A 21,068-nucleotide genomic window follows, 5' to 3' on the forward strand; every position below is an offset into this window, starting at 1 on the left:
ATTTTTTTTGTCAACACTTAATTTTAAACTTTTTAAGAAATCTAAACTTAAGTTTTACTCGACTTACTAAGTGACTTACTTGCCTCGCTAAGCGTTGCCTGCTCTGCCGTCTCAGTGGGGTCGCATTATAGGGAGAACAGATTTTTACGCAAGCGTTTTTTAAAAGTTATTTGTAATTAATTAGCATTTGGTATGGTTTTCAAACGAACAGCATAAAAACACAGCTAAACTAGCCAAAAAACAACCCCAAGAACCAAGTTAACTTAATAGCTAACTATGATTCACCCTATTAAAGCTAAAGTTATTACTTTAATAAAGTACACTCACACTTGAATATGCACAAAAACGAATATACACTTTATTACATACTCAATGTAAGGTGTTATTTATGAGTAATCAAACTTCAACTAAACGTTCTGTTTTATTCCTTTGTACTGGCAACTCTGCTCGCTCACAAATGGCAGAGGCATTACTTCGTCACAAAGCAGGCGAGTTATTTGATATTTCCAGCGCAGGCACGTCACCAGAATTGATTGACCCACGTACTTTAGATGCACTTGTAAAGTTTGGTTTGACAATAGATGGCCTTAAATCTAAAAGTGTCGATGAGTTCTCAGGCCAAGAGTTTGACTTTGTTATTACCCTTTGTGATAAAGCAAATAAAGAATGCCGTAACTTCCCTGGCGCCAAGGCACAACTCGCTTGGGACTTCCCAGACCCTAAAGAACGATGCTGTAATAACCCTTTTGCGACCACATTAAGTGAATTAAACAATCGCTTGTCGATGTTTCTACTTTTAGAAAGCAAAAACCAGCCTAATAATAAGGCGACATCAAGCCAGCATATTGATGAACAAATCTTTGCTCTTGATACCGTTACTATTGATCCTATTTCATTTTATAAGTGCTTAACGGACGACATACGTTTAAAAACCCTGATGCTGACTAATTATCACGGTGAATTATGCGTATGCGAGTTAATGGAAGCACTACATGAAGACAGCCAACCAAAAGTGTCGCGTAATTTAGCTGTTTTAAAGCGAGCGGGTATTATTACAGGTAGAAAACATGGCCAATGGGTGTTCTATAGAATTAATCCGGACCTACCTATATGGATCAAAAAAGTGCTCAGTGAAACAACCGAAAATAACCTCACACTGATAGCCAACAACCTAGACAACCTCGCAAACATGCGGAACCGTCCAAGTAAAGCTGACTTTTGTCGCTAATATAGGATTTTACAATGCAACTTCACCCGTTTGACACATTAACGTTAGATAATGGCGCAAAGCTTATTTTTACGCCTTGCCCTGGTACTAAACAAGCATCCCTTGAAGAGTCTGTGATCACACTTAAACAAGCAGGCACCAGCATGCTACTTACCCTAATGTATGATCATGAGATTACGAAAAATAACATCGAGTCACTCCCAACTATTTGCGCTGAGCATGATATCTCTTGGCTGCAACTGCCAATAATAGATGATGATGCCCCCAATAAAGAGTTTGAAGCAAAATGGTTGCTACATAAAGATGCGGTTATAGCCGCAGTAAATAACCAAGCAACTATTGCGGTGCATTGTAAAGGCGGCACAGGTCGCACAGGCTTAGTAATTGCGCTTATTTTACTTACTCATGGTTACTCTCGTGACAAAATCATTCAACAGGTACAACAAATAAGGCCAAAAGCACTTAGAAATACACAGCAACTAAATTACTTTAACTCGCAATTATAAAATTAAGGACTTAACCATGACAATTAAAGTAGGTATTAACGGTTTTGGCCGTATGGGTCGTTTATCAATGCGGGCAGCTTTCGATTGGGATGATGTAGAAATCGTCCACATTAACGACCCTGCTGGTAACGCTGAAACATTCGCTCACTTAATGACATTTGATTCAGTACACGGCAAGTGGCATCACGAAGCAAGCCATAACGACAATGCCATTATTATAAATGGTAAAGAAATTGGCTTTAGTCAAAATACTAAAACGCAAGAGACTGATTGGTCACAATGTGATGTGGTAATTGAAGCTTCTGGTAAAATAAAAACCAAAGCGCTACTGCAAACTTACCTTGATCAAGGTGTAAAGCGCGTTGTTGTGACAGCACCAGTAAAAGAAGACGGTATTTTAAATGTTGTAATGGGTGTAAACGACCATCTTTATAATAAAGATATTTACCCAATCGTTACGGCGGCATCATGCACGACCAACTGCTTAGCTCCTGTGGTTAAAGTTATTCATGAAAAGATTGGTATCAAACATGGTTCAATCACCACAATTCACGATATAACCAATACTCAAACAATTATTGATGCACCACATAAAGACTTACGCCGTGCGCGTTCATGTGGCACAAGTTTAATTCCTACCACGACAGGATCAGCAACGGCTATCACGCATATTTTTCCTGAGTTAAAAGGCAAATTAAATGGTCACGCGATTCGCGTACCACTTACTAATGCATCTATCACTGATTGTGTGTTTGAACTTGAACGTGGCACAACCATTGATGAAGTAAATACCTTACTAAAAGATGCCGCCGCGGGTGAGCTTAAAGACATCATGGGCTATGAAGAACGCCCGCTTGTATCTATCGATTATAAAACTGACCCTCGTTCAAGTGTTATTGATGCTCTTTCAACCATGGTGATCAACGACACACAAGTCAAACTTTACGTGTGGTACGACAATGAGTGGGGTTATGCAAACCGTACAGCTGAGCTTGTGCGTAAAGTTGGCCTAGCCGATAAGGAATAGTTGATAGTGGATCGATTAAAAGCTCTTCCGCCACAAATAAAACAATACTTAATAATTACCGGTAATTATTGGGCGTTTACCCTAACTGACGGTGCACTGCGTATGCTTGTAGTGCTGTACTTCCACCAGCTTGGTTACAGCCCGCTCAGCATAGCAATGTTGTTTTTGTTTTATGAAATTTTTGGTGTTATCACTAATTTAGTGGGCGGATGGCTTGGCGCTCGGTTCGGCCTCAATAAAACCATGAACATTGGCTTGGGCTTACAAATAGCCTCTTTAGCCATGCTCATGGTCCCTGTTGATGCACTCACTGTTATTTATGTTATGGCAGCGCAGGCACTATCTGGAATAGCCAAAGATCTCAACAAAATGAGCGCAAAGAGTGCGATTAAGCTCCTTGTACCAAAAGATGCGCAAGGTCAGCTATATAAATGGGTGGCTATTTTAACCGGCTCTAAAAATGCACTCAAAGGGGTTGGCTTCTTTTTAGGTGGCTTGTTACTCACCTTACTGGAGTTTCACGGCGCAATTCTTAGTATGATCTGTATGCTCAGTGCGGTCTGGCTATTTAGCCTCTTTGCTTTAAAAGAAGACTTAGGCAAAGCTAAAAATAAAGCCAAATTTAGTGAGCTGTTCTCCAAAAGCAAAGCCATTAATGTGCTCTCCGCTGCTAGGATGTTTTTATTTGGCGCGCGCGATGTCTGGTTTGTGGTTGCCTTGCCTGTATTTTTAGCCGCAACCTTTGGTTGGGATCATTGGTGGGTAGGTGGCTTTATGGCAAGTTGGGTGATTGGTTATGGCATAGTGCAATCTTTTGCCCCCTCCTTTACTGGGAAAAAGTCAGGGCAAGTTCCGAGTGGCCGCAGCGCATTTTTATGGGCGAGTTACTTAACGGCCATACCAGCACTGATTGCTTTAGCACTACATTATGATTTTTATATACAAGCGTCTATTATTGGTGGCTTGCTCATATTTGGCGCTGTATTTGCTATTAACTCATCGTTACACAGCTACTTAATCGTCAGCCTTGCTGACAGCGATGGCGTATCGTTAGATGTAGGCTTTTACTATATGGCTAATGCCATGGGCAGACTCATTGGTACTGTTTTATCTGGTTGGGTATATCAAATGTATGGGCTAGAAGCATGTTTATGGATCTCAAGTAGTTTTATTGCAATGGCAGCAATATTATCTTTATTTTTACCTCAATCACACAATTAACAGCGATAATGAGTGTGCTTACGCTGACTAAATGCTAAAAAAAGTGTAACTAAATAGGCACTTTTTTTAGCTTTTTAATCAAAGTATCGTATATTTAAAGACAGTAATTAACTACAAGACTGCACCCATGTTCCTTACTCGTTTAATTTACGCAAGCCGAATTACAGAAAGCTTTTCAAACTCAAGCATTGAGCACATTATCAAAAAAGCATCTGAAGATAACATCAAAAATCACATAACAGGTATGTTATGTTTTAATAGTAACTATTTCTTGCAATGTTTAGAGGGATCTCGTGCGCAAGTAAATCAAACCTATAAACGAATTTTAAATGATGAACGCCACACTGACATAACCCTACTTTGCTATGATGAGATTGCTGTTAGGGAATTTGCTAACTGGTCCATGGGATATGTACCTTGTTCAAGCCGCAGCAGCCCTATTAACCTTAAATTTTCCGGCAGCAGTGATTTTAATCCATTTAAAATATCAGGTGACAGCGCATATAAGATGATGTTGGATTTAAAAAAGTTATTGCCATCGATAGACTGAATGATTTTAGAAAAGAAATGAATTTTGAAAAGTGGTGGCCCCTCCCAGACTCGAACTGGGGACCTAACGATTATGAGTTGCAAAACAAAGACTTACTACGAGTTACTCTTTAATATAACTATTTACTAATTTTCATAGCTATATCATAGGGTTATTGAATAAAACCTACCTCTGATGCATAAATCATTATGTATTTCAGAACGTTAAATTTTACGTTCAAAGTAGCACAGAGGTAGCACCATATGTCAGACACAAAATTTCGCTTCACAGAATTGTCGCTTGAAAAGATAGAATCAAACGGTAAACGCACTCGCTATTATGACAGTCTATTGTCAGGACTCATTTTAGATGTGAGCGTAGCTGGTAAAAAATCATTTAGAGTTTATAAAAAGATACCAGAGAGAGATACTCCTATTAATATCACCCTTGGTTACTTTCCATCAATTGCACTCAATGATGCAAGGCGAATGGCTCGTAAAGTAATGGCAGATATTGCTGAGGGTATAAACCCGAACGACCTTAAGCGCCAATTTAGAGCAGCTTCTATTACCCTCAAAGAAGCTTTTGAGTCATATATTGAATCTAGAGATCTTAAGCCTATAACTGAAAGGGGGTATCAACAAAAAATAGATTGCTACCTACCTGATTTGCATAACAAGCGCCTAGCCGATATAAATCAAACAATGATTTTAAAACGCCAACGAGAAATCACCTCAAGAAGCCCTGCTCAGGCAAATTATACCATGCGCCTAATGCGTGCTTTATTTAACTTTGCTAAAGCTGAATACAAATCTTCAGAAGGTCGTTCATTATTTCCAGAAAATCCTGTAGATGCACTTTCTGAAAAACGAAGCTGGAATAATGTAAAGCGTAAAACAACAAGACTGCGTCGTTCACAACTAAAACCTTTTGTAGATGCATTATATGAAGTAAGAAATGAAGCTGCTAAATATCGTCAAAATAGTCGTGTCGGTTTTTGTGATTATCTGGAGTTTTTAACCTTTTCAGGCCTAAGAAAATCTGAGCTACTGCAACTTCCTTGGTCACAAGTACACCTTGAAGATAGGATATTCATTTTAGAAGATACAAAAAACGGATTGAACGTTGAGTTTCCAATTACAGAGCGATTAGCTGAGATATTTAATCGACGAAAAGAATATAAGGTATCTGACTATGTGTTTGGACAAACAGTAAAAAGGGCTACCTAACTGATCCTAAAAAAACGTTAAAACATGTATACCAAATTGCAGGAATAAAAATTACTTCGCATGATTTGCGGCGCACATTTACATCGATGGCTGAGAGTAGCGGAGTGTCAGGGTACCTCCTAAAACGCCTTCTAAATCATATTACAGATAAAAGTGATGTAACTGCTGGCTATTTAATTTTAACCGCTGAAGAGCTTAAAGAGCCAGCAGAAAAGGTAACAGAAACAATAGCCAAATATTCAGGTTTGATTGAACAAAAGCCTGACGATCAAATGAGTGAAATGAAAAGTCTGTTAGCAAGCTTAACTAAGGAACAAAAAATTGAGCTGATGAGCACTTTGTTAAGTTGATATTTTATAAATTTCTTTTAAATCAAAAAAGTCCCTATATGGGACTTTTTATTAATTATCGTTGACCTACAGGTGCTTTGTTTACTACCTGTACTTGAGAGGAAATTGCTCGCTCAATAACTTGATTATAAACTCGCTTTTTCTCACTTGAACTTGAGTCAAGTACAAAGTCTGAAAGCTTAGAATTTTGAGCTTGCTTTGGCTTTATTAAATTTGAAAACATAGGTACTCCTAAAGCTCGTTTTTTGAGCTAGACGGTGATTCTATCAGGCTCTGTAGATCTTCTCTAGTGAATTTTTCATCTAAATGATGCTCAATTGCCTGAACATTATCATGGTAAAAACGTGTTCGACCCTTGTTATTCTTAACCAATAAATCTACTTTAATTTGACTTCCAAACTTTAATTTAAGTTCCTTGATAACATTTTGTGATGCAAAAAATTGATCTATAAAAGTATTTGGTAAAATTCTACGCCCTTCTAACTTCTCTCTGGCTTCAACAAATTCCCATGCATACTCTGGCTTTTGGTACACAAACAAAATAAGCACTTTTCGACCTTTACGAATAGAACGCTCAATATTTTTTTCTGCAACATCATAACTTGCCAAGGTACCATCTAACAAAAATGACTGCTTGTTTTTAAAAGCATGATCAAGTGTTCTCTCAACAATAAAAGATACAGCACGATGAAATAAATAAGAGTTATCACCTGTATAACCAGGTATTAGCTCTCTTAACTCATCTGGATCAAGCCTGAGTACATTATCAGCACCAATTTCATCTAAAAAAGCTTTTGAAGCTTCAGTTTTTCCTGCGCCAGGCGAACCTGCCATAAAAACAGAAACCGGCCTGTTATCGGGAGGAAACCGATCTTTATCTGTTACCTCGCGAGCTATACGAGTCCTATTATTTTTAGCATAGGCAATTGCCTGTCGCTCTAATTCTTCTGGTGTCATATGAAGCCCTATGATTCTCTATTCATTATGTCACTTAAGTGCCTATTAGCAAGTGATTCAAATTCTGAATATACCCTATGAGTTTGGGCAGCCTCTTCTCGTTTTTCTATTGATAAAAAATCGTATGAGTTTTTAACAATTGCCAAAGTATCAGAGCGTAAAGCTGATAGCCGTCCAGCGCTAGACAGTAAATGGCTTGGTCGAGAAGGTAGTATTTACACAGTGAAAGGCAAAGGTGGCCTAATCCGAGATGTATTAATACCTAGTGCATTAGCTACTAATGCTAGAACAAAGGCGTACGTGATAGGGAAGTAAACTATTTACAACGCTATGATATTGGTGGTGGTCATAAATGGTCATGCTCATTCTCGAAAGCATCTAGCCGCACACTCTTTTTTCTAATGGCGGTCATGGCCTTAGGCATAGCTATGCGCAAGAGAGAATGGCTGAGCTAAAAAGTTTAGGTTTAAGTAGAGCAACTGCTCTCGAAACTGTATCGCAAGAGCTAGGTCACTTCAGAGCTGAAATTACTGAGGTTTATTTAAGGTAAATTCTTTAACCTTCGATCTTTATAAGGTCCTCAAGCAAATCTAATTTTTTTATTTCATCATCAAGTTGCTGACGAGCTTTTAATAGTTTGGCCTTATCAGGAGGGAGATCTAGCACAGTCGTTAACTGTTCAATGGATTTACTTTTTCTTATAGCCTCCACTAAAAAGAATATGTACTCATGAATAATATTCATTAATAAGTAAGCATAATTTTCTGCTTCTTCAAATTGTTGTCCATTGTGAATTGCCATATTACGTTTCTTTCGCAAAAGATCTAACTCAAGTCTAAGGTGAAATTTATCCTTAAATAAAATTAATGTTCTTGCAATTGTAACATCATAATTTTCTTTCCCTGTAAATGTTAATGACTCTAATAGTGACCACATAGCTAAAAATGAACTATTCATATTTGCAGTATCAAGGGAAACACAATAACGATTCAATATTTCAATAAAAAACTTTCGACTCCCGCAACCCTCAATACCACTAGATAGCTTATGATAAAAAACTTTAGCTCTGTCATAACTTTTAGAAACATTCAATGATGAAGCTTCATAGCTAAAATTTGGGTCAAACCAATAAAAAGGAGAAGCTTTATCACCATTTTCAATATGAAGTGAGTGATATGGATATTTGGTTATCTTGTTGATTGGAGCAGGCTTCCCAAACGAAGTTCTAGTATTGTTATGATTAAAAAAAATATTAAATATTCCACGCCAATAGTCTAGTTGCTCAAGCGCAACCTCTGCTGCAGCATGTTCGCACCTTGCGCGCACTTCTATAACAACCCAAGAGTAACATTTTTGATTAATTTTAGGGTACATCGTATGTACCTCTTGAAAGTCATAACTTTTTTTAAATTTTTTTGGAAAATATTTCGAAATCGTTATTATAGATTTAGGGGTTTTAATCAAGCGTTTGCTTTTTAAACCAGTGATAGATACTGCAGTAATCAAATAGTATTTTTTTGATACTTTTGCCAAATACTCTGCTTCTAACCTTTTTATTTGACCTCCGATATAACCACTTTGCAACTGTTCCATATCAGCTGCGTGCCAAATAGCATCATGTAATATTTGCTCTTTAACCGCATCAGGAACTTCAGAATCAAATCGGACTAACTCTTTTAGAAGCATTAGGTAATTATCAAACCGTTTCGAATTAAAAGCTGACTTAAAACTCTTTTTAGTTGCGATCATTCCACACTGCTGGCCATCTTTTAATTTTAGTTTCTCTATTCTAGAAAGAAGTTCATTAACAGAAGAAGAGTCGGTCCATTTTGACTTTGCCATTAAACATTCCTGATGATTATTGAATCTCAGTGTATGTTAATAGATTTCAGCTCTAAATACATAGACACTCAGTTAAAACAATTTGAATAAATAATTTGCAGTTTTCACGTATAAATATTTTTGATATCTAAGGTTTTGACTTAATATGAAAAGTAGCACAGAGGTAGCACTGGGTAATTTCTATTAGTAGGTATTTACTTGGAAAGCGTGTAAAAGTGGTGGCCCCTCCCAGACTCGAACTGGGGACCTAACGATTATGAGTCGTGTGCTCTAACCAACTGAGCTAAGGGGCCACATATATATTAGCGTGTTATATACAGCTAAATTTTGAAGCGTTTAGTCACTTGATTGACTAAAGCGGGTTGCAGTATAAAAAGTTTTTACTGGCTTGTCACTAGCAAAAACCTTTATTTTAACAATCTGTAAGCCAACTGCCTAAATAGTAATCGCCACAATGCTTTATAGTGGTGTTTATAGCAATTTAAGCTTTAAAAACCACTTCATATCATATATCAAACCTAGCAGAATTGCCCTGCTGCAAAACCGCAACTCCAAGCGTATTGAAAGTTATAGCCTCCCAACCATCCTGTTACATCTGTTACTTCGCCAATAAAATATAAATTTTTAGCCTTTTTAGCTTCAAAGGTCTTTGAACTGAGTTCGTCGGTGTCTACTCCGCCTAATGTAACTTCTGCGGTGCGATAGCCTTCAGTCCCGTTAGGTTTAATTTGCCAGTTATGAATGTAATCAGATAGCTCGTCAATTTGGCTGTGAGTAAGCTGGTTTATATTACAATCTGGAATTGCTTTACTTTCATGTAATATTTCAACAAAACGTTTTGGTAAAATCGTTGCTAGGCTATTTTTTAATGATTTTTGTGCTTGGGTTTCTCGCCATGTTGCTAGTTGCTCTTTTAAATCAAGCTCTGGCAATAAGTTTATTGATACTGCCTGACCCGCACGCCAAAACGAGCTTATTTGTAATATGGCAGGGCCGGACAAACCACGATGAGTAAACAGAATATTTTCTTTAAAAGTCGTGCCATCTTCGCTACTAACAATACATGGAATACTAATACCTGATAATCCTTCAAAGCGGTCTTTATCATGTTGGTGCAAGGTAAATGGTACAAGTGCCGCCATTGTTGGCAATACGTTCAAACCAAATTGTTCAGCAACCTTATAACCTATTGGTGTGGCACCAAGCTTTGGCATTGTTAAGCCACCCGCAGCAACAACAAGTGACTCACACTGATAGGTTTCTTGCTCTGTGGTTACTTGATAACCAGTATCGGTTTTTGCTACGTTTAATACTTCATTACGAAGCGCAATATTAACCCCCGCCCACTCACATTCGGTGAGCAATATATTAACAATGTCTTGGGCACTGTTATCACAAAATAACTGGCCCAGAGTTTTATGATGATAGGCTAAACCGTGGCGATCGACCAATTCAATAAAGTCATGCTGGGTATAACGACTTAGGCATGATTTAACAAAATGAGGGTTGCCGCAAAGGTAATTATCAGGGCTAGCATTCTCGTTAGTGAAGTTACAACGCCCTCCTCCACTAATCAAAATTTTACGTCCTGGTTTTTTACCCATATCAAGCACCGTAACATTGCGTCCGCGGTAACCAGCTTGTGCAGCACACATTAAACCTGCGGCGCCGGCACCTATCACTATTACATCTACTTGGGTCATTTACTTTTCTCGCTAAATTTTTTTGAATTATAACAAACTTAGCACGACAAACTGAGATGTATTTAACTATTAAATTAATAACAATAAAGATTTTATCGGGATTATCGCCACATCAAAAATCAGTACTTTATAATTATAAAGCAACATGAAAATAAAGCCAAAAGTATTTTTTTAGCCATATAAACATCTCTATATAACCAAAATAGAGACAGACATAACGAAACGTTATTTTCACAGTTTTAACAGATCGTTTACTTTTGTACCCCTTCACAATAATTCATTGTGAAGCAATACATAACAATCTAGGGATAATTATGACAACAACAAGTTTTAAAAAATGTGCATTAGCACTTACATTGGGTACGCTATTTACTGCAACAACCAGCATGGCTAATCCAAGCCAATCAATTATGCCGTCAATGGCTGAAACAACAGCAAAGCTTCAAGGGCAAGATCCTCTGGGTACGCGTTTCATTATTAAATACAAAAACAACTCAGGTGAAATGGCGACGCTTTCGGCTATGGATGCTAGCCCACAGATGATGAACAAAAAAGCGCAAGGTTTTGTTAAAAACTTTACAAGCAAAAAAGGTAAAGTAAAAGCGCAGTATGTTCGTGCAATGGCTTTATCTAACCACCACGTTATGCGTGCAGACAAAAAATTAAGCGCTTCTGAGGCACAAGAATACATGCAAGATGTAATTGCAACCGGTAACGTTGAGTACATTGAAATTGACCAAATGCTGAAGCCTTTTGCAACGCCTAACGATCCTCGTTATTCAGATCAGTGGCATTACTTTGAACAAGCAGGTGGTTTAAACCTACCAACAGCCTGGGATACAGCAACTGGTAGCGGTGTTACCGTTGCGGTACTAGATACTGGTTATCGTCCGCACATTGATTTAAACGGTAATATTTTACCCGGCTACGATATGATTTCTGATACGTTTGTAGCTAATGATGGCGGTGGCCGTGATAATGATGCACGCGATCCAGGTGATGCTGTTGCAGCAGGCGAATGTGGTAACAATGGTGCGCAAGGTTCTAGCTGGCATGGTACTCATGTTGCGGGTACTGTTGCAGCTGTTTCTAACAATGGTGAAGGTGTGGCTGGTGTTGCTTACGACGCTAAAGTTGTTCCTGTTCGTGTACTTGGTAAGTGTGGTGGTTTAACTTCAGATATCGCTGACGGTATTATCTGGGCATCGGGTGGCTCTGTATCTGGCGTACCGAGTAATGCAAACCCTGCAGATGTAATTAATATGAGTTTAGGCGGCGCGGGGTCTTGCAGTTCAACAACACAGTCTGCAATTAACCAAGCACGTGGTAATGGTGCGGTAGTTGTTATTGCGGCTGGTAATGACAATGATAACTCTGCAAACTATAACCCAGGTAACTGTAGCGGCGTGGTAAATGTTGCATCAGTTGGTCGTAACGGTGGTCGTGCTTACTACTCTAACTACGGTAGCAATATAGATGTTGCGGCACCTGGTGGCGCACAAAGTTTTGCGAATGATTCTGAGGGGGTACTTTCAACACATAACTCAGGTTCATCAAGTCCTTCAAGTGATAGCTACCATTACTCTCAAGGTACCTCTATGGCGGCACCTCATGTTGCTGGTGTAGCTGCACTTATTAAGCAAGCTAAACCATCTGCGACGCCTGATGAAATTGAAAGCATTTTAAAATCAACAACTCGTTCATTTGCTGCAACATGTAACAATTGCGGAACAGGTATTGTTGATGCTGCCGCAGCTGTAGCTGCTGCAACAGGTGGTACACCACCACAACCAGGCGGTAATGAGTTGCTAGATGGCCAAGCACAAACCGGCTTAAATGGCGCTGCTAGCAGCGAAACTTTCTACACAATGACTGTTCCAAGCGGTGCAACTAATGTGACTTTCACTATGAGTGGTGGTACAGGTGATGCTGACTTATATGTACGCGCAGGTAGCGCTCCTACAACGTCAACTTATGATTGTCGTCCATATAAAGGTGGTAACAGCGAAGAATGTTCTATCGACAACCCAGCAGCGGGTACTTACCACGTAATGCTACGCGGTTACTCTGCGTATTCTGGCGTAAGTTTAGTTGGTAACTTAACAACGTCTGGCGGTGGTTCAGGTACTCCACAAGCAGGTGGCGGTACAGTTGAAAATGTATCTGCAAATGCAGGCCAATGGAAACATTATACGTTAGATGTGCCAGCAGGTATGGCAAGCTTTACTGTGACAACGTCAGGCGGTTCAGGTGATGCTGACTTATTTGTTAAGTTTGGTAGCCAACCAACATCGTCAAGCTATGATTGTCGTCCATATAAAAATGGTAATGCTGAAACATGTACATTTAGCAACCCACAAGCAGGTACTTGGCACATGAGCGTTAACGCCTACAGAACATTCTCAGGCTTAACAATTGATGCACAGTATCAACCTTAAGTAATAAAAGAGAAGCCAAGTTTATTAGGCTTTTCTTTATCCAGTTCCCCTGGTAATTTTTAGCCGAGCTTTGCTCGGCTTTTTTGCTAAAGTGAAGCTAACACTGCCTCAGCACGGCTCACTGCAAACTCTTTATCTTGCTCAACATACAAACCAGTCACAGTTTGGTTTTCTACAACCATTGCATAACGCGTTGAGCGTACACCGCCAAACCCTGCTGTGTCTTTATCTAAGCCAAGGGCTTTAGTGAAACTTGCATCACCGTCCGCAAGCATATCAATTGCTTGCGCATTATGCTGCTCACCCCATGCTTTCATTACAAAAGCATCGTTTACTGATACGCAATAAATAGCATCAATGCCTTTGGCTTTAATTTTATCTGCAAGCGCAATGAATTCAGGTAAATGCGCATTAGAACACGTTGGAGTAAACGCACCAGGTACCGCAAATAGCACTACTTTTTTGCCAGCAAATAGTTCATTGTTGCTGAGGGTTTGCAATCCATCTTCTGTTAATTGAGTTAAACTTACTGCGGGTAAAGTGTGGCCTTGGGTGATCATTTTTGTTTCCTTAACTTTGGTATGGATACTAAGTGTAAAGTGCAAATAATAACAATGCGATGAATTTTAATAAATTTAAAAAATGATACTTTACAGTTCCTGCAGAAAGTGCCGTTTTTTGCAATAAATACTAGTTATAGCCTATATAACTGCTAAAATCGCGACCTAAAATATTTGTTCAGAAGTCTCTCAAATCGTTTATATAAGGAAACAAGCGTGAAAGCCATTTTTTCACTGACTCTACTTGCACTTAGTTCGTCAGCTGCACTTGCAGCATCAGATACTCGATCTCATGCCATGGGCGGCACATCTGTTGCTTCATCGAATTATTTATCCGCAAGTATTGCTAACCCTGCTCTGCTGCAAAAAACTGCAAAAGAAAATGATGACTTTGGTATTTTATTGCCAAGCGTGAATTTTCAGGTTCAAGATCAAGACGAGCTATTTGACTCTATAGATGAATTCCAAGATAGCTTTGACAAGTTATCTGATTTACTAGAGCAAAGTAATTTCCAAAATGGTGGATTTTCTGAAGAGGAATTAAAACGTACACGAGCTGAAGTTGCCACCAATTTAGCCCGCTTAAATGGTCAGGTTTTTGTTGAAGGTAATATTGCCGCAGCTACAGCGATTCCAACTCAGGCAGGTGGATTTTCGCTTTTTGTAAATGCTGACTTTGATCTTGTTGCTAACGTAATGATTAACGATAACGATTTAGTAATTATCGCCAATGCTGATACCGCGGAAGAACTTGAAAATATCGATTCACAAACCCAATTTGTGGGTGCTTATATCGCTGATGTAGGTTTTTCTTATACCAATCAATATAACTTTTCTGAGCAAACAGTTTATTGGAGTTTAACACCTAAGTTTCAACAGGTTGATACTTTTAACTATGTCGCAAGTGTTGATGAGTTTGATGAAGACGACTTTGACGCCAATGATTACACTAAGTCAGATAGCCAATTTAATCTCGACTTTGGTTTAGCTACAGAGTTAATGGAAAACGTTACTCTTGGTTTCACGGCTACCAATCTAATTGAAAATGAGTTTGAAGCGATCTCCCATAGAGGCCTGACTCCGCTCTATACCGTAGGGCCAGAGTTTAAATTAGGCGTTGCTTATACAAATGACACGGTTACATTTGCAGCAGACGTTGACCTAAATGCAGCAGAACGTTTGAGCCTTGAAGAAAAAAGCCAATATGCCCGGGTAGGTCTAGAACTAAATGGTTTTGACTGGGTACAACTTCGCGCAGGTTATTCACATGACTTCAAAGGCGAGCAGGATGATTTTGTAAGTGTTGGCCTTGGTTTCTCACCGTTTGGTACCGTTCGTTTAGATGTAACAGCTCAAAAAGCTAATGACAACGAGCTTGGTGCAGGTATTCAATTAGCATTTACTATTTAACCAGAACTCAGGTTAAGAGGTGAATTAATAAGTTTAAACTTAATTACACCATGTACTTTTACTGAAGCTACACCAATAGGACACTCTCCTTTTAGTGTAGCTTCAATTATTGCACAGTTATCCCGAATCAATAATCTCTTGCTAGCTATAGGTTCGCAAAGTTTATGTTGTTTACTAAACACCCTATCCTTTTCAAATCTAAAGTAAACACTATTTTATCCAACAACACCCAAAGGTAGAGCTGTTTTCCATGCGCCTCGGGTAAAGTCGGGGATATCTACAGAGTCGCTACGATTACTCACTGACTGAGCTGATAATGGCGAAATAACTGACCACGCAGCACCATCGTATACATCTTGATCCAATGCTTCACCATTACGCAAGCAATAAATCATGCGCCAAAACATCAGAAAGTCCATACCCCCATGCCCACCGTTTCTTTGCGCTTCTTCGCCCATCTTCAGCCATAATGGATGATCGTATTTTTTATACCATGGAGCCATATCGTGATCCCACTCATGGAAGCTTTTTTCACTCCCTTTTTCTAGTGCGATTCGGTTTGGAAAGCCTGCAAAGACACCATTTGTGCCCTGTATTAAATTATGACGAGAGTAAGGCCTTGGCGTAGTAGTGTCATGCTGAACCATGATGCTTCGTCCCTTCACTGTTTTGATAAGTGTAGTGTTCATGTCTCCGGCAATATAATTAAGCTGGTTTCGTTGATGCTCAGGCGGGAACTCTTGTTCTGCGTACGCTTTTCGGCCAAGCGCTGGTGAACTCATAGAGGTTAAAAAATCAAAGCGGTCGCCACGGTTAATATTCATATACTGTGAAACAGGCCCTAAACCATGGGTTGGATATAGATTGCCATCACGCTTTGCATGCCAAGCCGTTCGCCACGAACCCGTTTTATGAGTAACCTCTTTCATTTGCCAGCGAAGCTCATGAATATAAGCCGCTTCGCCGTGCAATAGCTCACCAAATACACCTTGACGAACCATATTCAAGACCATCAACTCATCACGACCATAGTTGACGTTTTCCATCATCATACAATTCTTTTGTGTACGCTCTGCCGTATCAACAATTTGCCACATTTCTTCTACTGTTAACGCAAGTGGCACCTCAACAAATGCATGTTTGCCACTATTCATTGTGTCTATTGCCATCGGGGCATGCCAAGCCCAAGGTGTAGAAATAATCACAATGTCGATATCATCTCGTTCGAGCATTGCTTGGTAAGCGTTATCAGCCCCAGAATATAAGGCTGGCTTTATAAAACCATTTTCAGTTAGATAGTTTGCTGAACGCTCAAGTACTTCATCATGGGTGTCACATATTGCAACAATTTGAGTGCCATCAATGTGGCTCATTCTTTTTACGTGACCAAACCCTCGCTGGCCAACACCAATAAAGCCGACCCGAACAACATCCATTTTTGGTGCTATTAAGCCTATAACTGACTGCCCTTGTTGCGCTGGAATTATGGGAGTATTAGATGTTGCGCATCCGGCAACAACGCTAGCAGCGGCAGCTGCACTGGCGGCTTTTAGAAAGTCGCGGCGATTAAACTGTTTCATTATTTTTTCCTTGATAAACCTAAGTTTAACTTACCTAAGATAGCTGTAGAGGTAAAGTAGACCAAGGTAATTAGCAAGAATATGCGGTGAGCTGAGGAATGAGAAGTTAAGCCTAGCGCAAGACACGCTAGGCTTATTAATTAAACGTCGCTTATGATTGCTTTGAGTATTTGCTTTTTAGCGATGATATCACGGTAAAGTGCAAATTGGTTTTGCGCACGCTCAAGGTTATGTGTTGCGTGTTTTGTCGCAAAATAATTGTCGCCATCAATATAATCCGTAAGAAAGCGCAGGCCGATCATAAAGGTCATCACTTTTGTACCCAACCAGAAACTTTGCTTCTCTTCGTCAGTAATTAGGCCTTTTAATGGCTCAATATAGCCTTTTACCACAGCTGCAAAAATCTCTTCGCGCACACGTACATTATCTAGATTAGTTGAATCTTCTTCTTCTGGAGAACAAAAAGTACGCACCATATCGCCAAAATCATACAACCAATATCCAGGCATACAAGTATCTAAATCAATAACAGCCTTGGCCGTATGTGACTTATTACAAAACAACATGTTATTAATTTTTGTATCATTGTGACATGGCCTAACAGGTACGTTTCCTGCCAGAGCTTTTAATTCATCAATCAAACCAAACTGAGATAAACAAAAGTCCACTTCTGACTGACAACTCGCCAAACGTGATGCCGGATCTTGCTCTATCACTGCTTTGAAGTTTTTGCCGCGCATTGCTAAATTATGAAAATCAGGAATAACATGATGCAGTTGCTCAGCATCAAAATCCTCGAGCGCTGCTGCAAACTGTCCAAACGCATTGGCGGCAATTTCTGCTTGTGAAGTATTCGCTACTACATCTTCACTATAACTGCCGCCAATAAATTCGAGAGCACGCCACACACCTTGATCGCAGTCAACTAAGAAATCACTTGACTGAGTAGGTACATGCCTAATGATGTCTAACTCATAATTTCCTGATTGGTGTTTTTTAGTTAAATGACGCTCAATAAGTCGAGCATTTTTAACTAACATCTCCGGCTCTGGAAATACTTCTGTGTTTAACTTCTGTACTACCAATGACTTCTCAGGCATCGTTAATAGCATGGTGCTATTAATATGGCCATTACCGATTGGTTTAATGCTTACACATTGACTGCCAAGCCCAAAGCTTTCTGACAACTGCACCGCAACTGGGTCTAACTTCATACCTATTTCACTATTTTCGTGCCCAGAAAAGGGCTGGGATGGGATTACCTCATCCATGGCGTAGTTCATATAATTTCCCTGCAACATCCTGTAACTCAGACTTGTAAGTCACGCCATACCACGACTCTTGGGCCGTATAAACGCGCACTTTTTGTTTATTGTTAATGATTGACCACTGTATTTGATCGGGTAAATAATACTCTCTTTTGACATCGCTGTCATCCATTTCTAAAAACTCAACAAAACCATGCTCCAAACGCTCAAGTAGAGTAGGAGTAATGCCCCAAAAACTCATTGAGCTTAAGGCTCCCAACGCTATTTGTTTTTGCTCACCGAGTGGATTTAATCCTGTTAACCCCGTATCGCTTTGAGTGATATCTAAATACTCCTCTACCCCTTGTAAATAACCACTATCAACTTGGCAGATGCCTCTGTTAACACCCCCTCGTGTTGATAATGTGGCCTCTATAGGGTATCCGACCATGGCCCAACTTTGTTCAGATTTAAAATGGTCACTGAGTAATTTAAATGACGAAGCCCCGTAGTAGTCATCTGCAGTAATCACAATAGCTGGGTTTTTAATGTGCTCTTTAGCACATAATAATGCGTGACCTGTGCCCCAAGGTTTAACTCTATTGCTAGCTAAATCAACAAAGCGCTGTGGGACTGAATCAATATGTTGCTCTACAAGTAGCACCTCTAGCCCTTGTGGTAATCGAGGTAAGATTGTGTTTTCAACCTCAGCTCTAACATTTTGGTTAATGACAAGTACTACTTGAGTAACTCCCGCAGAGTGTGCATCAGCGATACTCAATTCCATTATTGTACAACCTAGTCCAGCCACTTCTGCAATTTGCTTATTACCACCAAAGCGACTACCTAAACCACCGGCAAGTACAACCAAACTCAGCGAGTGTTTACTTTTTTCCATGACTAACTCATATTATTTTTATTGGGAAGAATTGTACCACCTTTCAATAATAGGTCTAGCTGAACGCCTAGAGGAAATAACAGCTACACAATAAAAACGGCGGCTTGATAGGCCACCGTTTAAACACTTAAGCATGAACGTCTTGGTATTTATTCCAACATTATTACCAAATTTTTACTCGTTCTTCTGGTTTTATGTACATTTTGTCACCTTCTTTGACATCAAATGCTTGATAAAACTCAGGCATGTTAGACAAAATACCAATAACGCGATAATGGCTCGGTGAATGAGAGTCAGTCATCAGTCTGTTGCGTAACTCTTCATCACGGTATTTACGACGCCAGATTTGTGACCAACCCATAAAGAAGCGTTGTTCACCAGTATACCCATCAATGATAGGCGCTTTGGTTTCACCTAATGATAATTGGTATGCGGTATAGGCAACGGTTAAACCACCTAAGTCACCAATGTTTTCGCCTAATGTTAGCTCACCATTGACAGCTGCATCTTCAAATGGCTTATATTCATTATATTGTGCAACTAACTGCGCTGTACGCTCTTCAAATTGTTTGAGGTCTGATTCGCTCCACCAGTTGCGCAAGTTACCATCACCATCATATTTAGCACCTTGATCGTCAAAACCATGCCCTAACTCATGTCCAATAACAGCACCGATTGCCCCATAATTTACTGCATCATCAGCCTCTAAATTAAAGAACGGTGGTTGTAATATTGCTGCTGGGAATACTATTTCATTATTAACCGGGTTGTAATACGCGTTTACCGTTTGTGGAGTCATATGCCATTCAGACCGATCAACAGGTTGACCAAGCTTCGCCGTCATATCTGCGTATGACCATTCACTAAAGCGAATATAATTTCCAACCAAATCATCCGATTTGATTTCCAACTTAGAGTAATCTTTCCACTTGTCGGGATAACCAATTTTAGGCGTGAACTTGTCCAGCTTCTCTTTGGCTGCTAATTTTGTTTCAGGACTCATCCATTCTAGGTTTTCAATAGCAACACCATAGCCTAGAATCACGTTATCGACTAACTCTTCCATTCGTGCTTTGGCTTCAGGCGGGAAGTTTTCTTTAACGTAAACCTTGCCTAAAATTTCGCCCAACACACTGTTAGAGGCATCCACCGTTTTTTTCCACAGTGGAGCTTGCTCTTTTACACCTCGCAAGGTGGTACTGTAAAAATCAAAGTTTAAGTTAACCAAATCTTTGTTTAACAGCCTTGCATAATTATTAACGAAATGAAATTTCAGATAATTTTTCCACGTATCTAAATCCGTGTCGCTATAAATACCGGCAAACTTTTCAAAGTAGCTAGGCTGCCCCACTATAATATCTGTTGAGTCCACACCTGAGGCTGTAAAATATGCTTCTAGATCAAATGTACCTGTAAGCTTACTCGCATCAGATATACTCATCTTATTATAAGATTTAGTTGCATCGCGGCTTTCCACTCTGCTCCACTGTGCCTGTGCAATGGTTTTCTCTAACGCTAAGATTGTATCTGCGGCATTTTTTGCATTTTCTACATTTGCTCGTTCAAGCACAGCAGTAATGTATGCCTTATACTCTTCACGTATTTTGCTAAATTTTTCATCATCTTTTAAATAGTAATCACGATCAGGTAAGCCCAAACCTGACTGATAAGCATAAAGAGCATATTCACTTGAATTTTTAGCGTCATTGTTAACATACCAACCAAACGGTACGCTACCACCTTGAATACGTAACTGGGCCATTAACATGACCAAATCACTTTTAGCTTTAACTTCATCAATATTCATTAACACAGGCGTTAAAGGCTGAATGCCAAGCGCTTCACGGTTAGCTTCGTTCATATAGCTATTATAAAATGCGGCTAGTTTAAACTCGTCAGTACCAGCTTTAACAGACTTATTCGCTGCTGCATTTTCTAATACAGCCTTCATTGCTTTTTGAGAGTCGTCATATAGCTGTGTAAAAGAGCCATAATTAGATTTATCACCCGGAATCTCTGTTGTCTCTAACCACTGACCATTCACGTGATAGTAAAAGTCATCTTGCGCTCGAACTGATTTATCCATATTAGCCAGTTCTATCCCTGAATCTAATTGCTGGACTTGCGTTTGAGGTGCTACCATTTCTGCTTGTTGTTTTTCCCCGCACCCTACTAAACCTAATGCCAGTGCAATACTAGCTGCCGTAAGCGTTACTTTTTTCATGAAAGCCTCGTTTATTAATTATTGATTGAATTCGTAGAAGCGATAAACCTCATCAACCTATTTGCATCCACTATATTAAACCTGATCAACAAAACAATATATGACTGGGCATTGGCAAA

At 39.4% G+C, this 21,068-nt stretch carries 18 protein-coding genes and 1 tRNA gene; 9 read left to right on the plus strand and 10 right to left on the minus strand.

The window, feature by feature from the left end; translation table 11 throughout:
• Window positions 1-388 precede the first annotated feature (388 nt).
• The 7 genes from ACFI4Z_RS13770 to ACFI4Z_RS13800 all read left to right on the plus strand — a co-directional run bounded on the left by ACFI4Z_RS13770 (window position 389) and on the right by ACFI4Z_RS13800 (window position 6,090).
• Window positions 389-1,228: a metalloregulator ArsR/SmtB family transcription factor gene (locus ACFI4Z_RS13770; protein ID WP_462671091.1), complete on the plus strand. Its 840-nt coding sequence runs from the start codon at window positions 389-391 to the stop codon at window positions 1,226-1,228.
• 14 nt (window positions 1,229-1,242) lie between these two features.
• Window positions 1,243-1,734 (plus strand): phosphatase domain-containing protein, encoded by a 492-nt coding sequence (locus tag ACFI4Z_RS13775; protein WP_462671092.1) that lies wholly within the window; start codon window positions 1,243-1,245, stop codon window positions 1,732-1,734.
• Window positions 1,735-1,750: 16 nt separating this feature from the next.
• Window positions 1,751-2,761, plus strand: coding sequence for an ArsJ-associated glyceraldehyde-3-phosphate dehydrogenase (locus ACFI4Z_RS13780; RefSeq protein ID WP_462671093.1), 1,011 nt, complete (start codon window positions 1,751-1,753; stop codon window positions 2,759-2,761).
• A gap of 3 nt (window positions 2,762-2,764) precedes the next feature.
• The gene (arsJ, locus tag ACFI4Z_RS13785; RefSeq protein WP_462671167.1) at window positions 2,765-3,982 is read left to right on the plus strand and encodes an organoarsenical effux MFS transporter ArsJ; all 1,218 of its coding nucleotides are present in this window, start codon (window positions 2,765-2,767) and stop codon (window positions 3,980-3,982) included.
• A gap of 127 nt (window positions 3,983-4,109) precedes the next feature.
• The gene (locus ACFI4Z_RS13790) at window positions 4,110-4,532 is read left to right on the plus strand and encodes a BLUF domain-containing protein (protein ID WP_462671094.1); all 423 of its coding nucleotides are present in this window, start codon (window positions 4,110-4,112) and stop codon (window positions 4,530-4,532) included.
• Between the two features lie 242 nt (window positions 4,533-4,774).
• Window positions 4,775-5,740, plus strand: a complete 966-nt coding sequence (locus ACFI4Z_RS13795) for a tyrosine-type recombinase/integrase (RefSeq protein WP_462671095.1) — start codon at window positions 4,775-4,777, stop codon at window positions 5,738-5,740.
• 104 nt (window positions 5,741-5,844) lie between these two features.
• Window positions 5,845-6,090: a hypothetical protein gene (locus ACFI4Z_RS13800; protein ID WP_462671096.1), complete on the plus strand. Its 246-nt coding sequence runs from the start codon at window positions 5,845-5,847 to the stop codon at window positions 6,088-6,090.
• A 55-nt stretch (window positions 6,091-6,145) separates the two neighbouring features.
• Here ACFI4Z_RS13800 and ACFI4Z_RS13805 read toward each other — a convergent pair whose 3' ends face one another.
• From ACFI4Z_RS13805 to ACFI4Z_RS13825, 5 genes are all read right to left on the minus strand, one after another.
• Complete coding sequence (locus tag ACFI4Z_RS13805) at window positions 6,146-6,313, minus strand: hypothetical protein (RefSeq protein ID WP_164835547.1); 168 nt, start codon at window positions 6,311-6,313, stop codon at window positions 6,146-6,148.
• Between the two features lie 8 nt (window positions 6,314-6,321).
• Window positions 6,322-7,047, minus strand: a complete 726-nt coding sequence (locus ACFI4Z_RS13810; RefSeq protein ID WP_462671097.1) for a zeta toxin family protein — start codon at window positions 7,045-7,047, stop codon at window positions 6,322-6,324.
• Window positions 7,048-7,602: 555 nt separating this feature from the next.
• The gene (locus ACFI4Z_RS13815; protein ID WP_462671098.1) at window positions 7,603-8,889 is read right to left on the minus strand and encodes a hypothetical protein; all 1,287 of its coding nucleotides are present in this window, start codon (window positions 8,887-8,889) and stop codon (window positions 7,603-7,605) included.
• Between the two features lie 216 nt (window positions 8,890-9,105).
• Window positions 9,106-9,182 (minus strand) — tRNA-Ile (locus ACFI4Z_RS13820).
• Between the two features lie 225 nt (window positions 9,183-9,407).
• On the minus strand, window positions 9,408-10,592 hold the full coding sequence (locus tag ACFI4Z_RS13825; protein ID WP_462671099.1) for a BaiN/RdsA family NAD(P)/FAD-dependent oxidoreductase: 1,185 nt from the start codon (window positions 10,590-10,592) through the stop codon (window positions 9,408-9,410).
• A 314-nt stretch (window positions 10,593-10,906) separates the two neighbouring features.
• On the opposite strand from ACFI4Z_RS13825, the gene ACFI4Z_RS13830 reads away from it, so the two are divergent.
• Window positions 10,907-13,030, plus strand: a complete 2,124-nt coding sequence (locus tag ACFI4Z_RS13830) for a S8 family peptidase (RefSeq protein ID WP_462671100.1) — start codon at window positions 10,907-10,909, stop codon at window positions 13,028-13,030.
• An 86-nt stretch (window positions 13,031-13,116) separates the two neighbouring features.
• Here the strand turns inward: ACFI4Z_RS13830 and ACFI4Z_RS13835 are convergent, their stop codons facing one another.
• Window positions 13,117-13,590: a redoxin family protein gene (locus ACFI4Z_RS13835; RefSeq protein ID WP_462671101.1), complete on the minus strand. Its 474-nt coding sequence runs from the start codon at window positions 13,588-13,590 to the stop codon at window positions 13,117-13,119.
• Between the two features lie 216 nt (window positions 13,591-13,806).
• On the opposite strand from ACFI4Z_RS13835, the gene traF reads away from it, so the two are divergent.
• Window positions 13,807-15,000, plus strand: a complete 1,194-nt coding sequence (gene traF / locus ACFI4Z_RS13840) for a conjugal transfer protein TraF (protein WP_462671102.1) — start codon at window positions 13,807-13,809, stop codon at window positions 14,998-15,000.
• 215 nt (window positions 15,001-15,215) lie between these two features.
• On the opposite strand, the gene ACFI4Z_RS13845 is transcribed toward traF, so the two are convergent.
• From ACFI4Z_RS13845 to ACFI4Z_RS13860, 4 genes are all read right to left on the minus strand, one after another.
• Complete coding sequence (locus ACFI4Z_RS13845; RefSeq protein WP_462671103.1) at window positions 15,216-16,580, minus strand: Gfo/Idh/MocA family protein; 1,365 nt, start codon at window positions 16,578-16,580, stop codon at window positions 15,216-15,218.
• Window positions 16,581-16,720: 140 nt separating this feature from the next.
• Entirely contained in the window at window positions 16,721-17,794 is a 1,074-nt protein-coding gene (locus ACFI4Z_RS13850) for a phosphotransferase enzyme family protein (protein ID WP_462671168.1), read from the minus strand.
• A 49-nt stretch (window positions 17,795-17,843) separates the two neighbouring features.
• The gene (locus ACFI4Z_RS13855; protein ID WP_462671104.1) at window positions 17,844-18,725 is read right to left on the minus strand and encodes an NTP transferase domain-containing protein; all 882 of its coding nucleotides are present in this window, start codon (window positions 18,723-18,725) and stop codon (window positions 17,844-17,846) included.
• Between the two features lie 163 nt (window positions 18,726-18,888).
• Window positions 18,889-20,949 carry a M13 family metallopeptidase gene (locus ACFI4Z_RS13860; RefSeq protein ID WP_462671105.1) on the minus strand — a complete coding sequence of 687 codons (2,061 nt, stop codon included), beginning with the start codon at window positions 20,947-20,949 and terminating at the stop codon, window positions 18,889-18,891.
• Window positions 20,950-21,068: the final 119 nt, after the last annotated feature.

The sequence above is a fragment of the Pseudoalteromonas sp. RWi3 genome, from assembly GCF_054960735.1.

Bases quoted from the DNA above. Each gene is read 5' to 3' on its own strand.
- ACFI4Z_RS13815 (WP_462671098.1), bottom strand. From the start codon at position 8,889: ATGGCAAAGTCAAAATGGACCGACTCTTCTTCTGTTAATGAACTTCTT.
- ACFI4Z_RS13845 (WP_462671103.1), bottom strand. From the start codon at position 16,580: ATGAAACAGTTTAATCGCCGCGACTTTCTAAAAGCCGCCAGTGCAGCT.
- ACFI4Z_RS13835 (WP_462671101.1), bottom strand. From the start codon at position 13,590: ATGATCACCCAAGGCCACACTTTACCCGCAGTAAGTTTAACTCAATTA.
- ACFI4Z_RS13860 (WP_462671105.1), bottom strand. From the start codon at position 20,949: ATGAAAAAAGTAACGCTTACGGCAGCTAGTATTGCACTGGCATTAGGT.
- ACFI4Z_RS13790 (WP_462671094.1), top strand. From the start codon at position 4,110: ATGTTCCTTACTCGTTTAATTTACGCAAGCCGAATTACAGAAAGCTTT.
- ACFI4Z_RS13810 (WP_462671097.1), bottom strand. From the start codon at position 7,047: ATGACACCAGAAGAATTAGAGCGACAGGCAATTGCCTATGCTAAAAAT.
- ACFI4Z_RS13825 (WP_462671099.1), bottom strand. From the start codon at position 10,592: ATGACCCAAGTAGATGTAATAGTGATAGGTGCCGGCGCCGCAGGTTTA.
- ACFI4Z_RS13805 (WP_164835547.1), bottom strand. From the start codon at position 6,313: ATGTTTTCAAATTTAATAAAGCCAAAGCAAGCTCAAAATTCTAAGCTT.
- ACFI4Z_RS13775 (WP_462671092.1), top strand. From the start codon at position 1,243: ATGCAACTTCACCCGTTTGACACATTAACGTTAGATAATGGCGCAAAG.
- ACFI4Z_RS13780 (WP_462671093.1), top strand. From the start codon at position 1,751: ATGACAATTAAAGTAGGTATTAACGGTTTTGGCCGTATGGGTCGTTTA.
- ACFI4Z_RS13770 (WP_462671091.1), top strand. From the start codon at position 389: ATGAGTAATCAAACTTCAACTAAACGTTCTGTTTTATTCCTTTGTACT.
- ACFI4Z_RS13850 (WP_462671168.1), bottom strand. From the start codon at position 17,794: ATGAAGTTAGACCCAGTTGCGGTGCAGTTGTCAGAAAGCTTTGGGCTT.
- ACFI4Z_RS13830 (WP_462671100.1), top strand. From the start codon at position 10,907: ATGACAACAACAAGTTTTAAAAAATGTGCATTAGCACTTACATTGGGT.
- ACFI4Z_RS13855 (WP_462671104.1), bottom strand. From the start codon at position 18,725: ATGGAAAAAAGTAAACACTCGCTGAGTTTGGTTGTACTTGCCGGTGGT.
- ACFI4Z_RS13795 (WP_462671095.1), top strand. From the start codon at position 4,775: ATGTCAGACACAAAATTTCGCTTCACAGAATTGTCGCTTGAAAAGATA.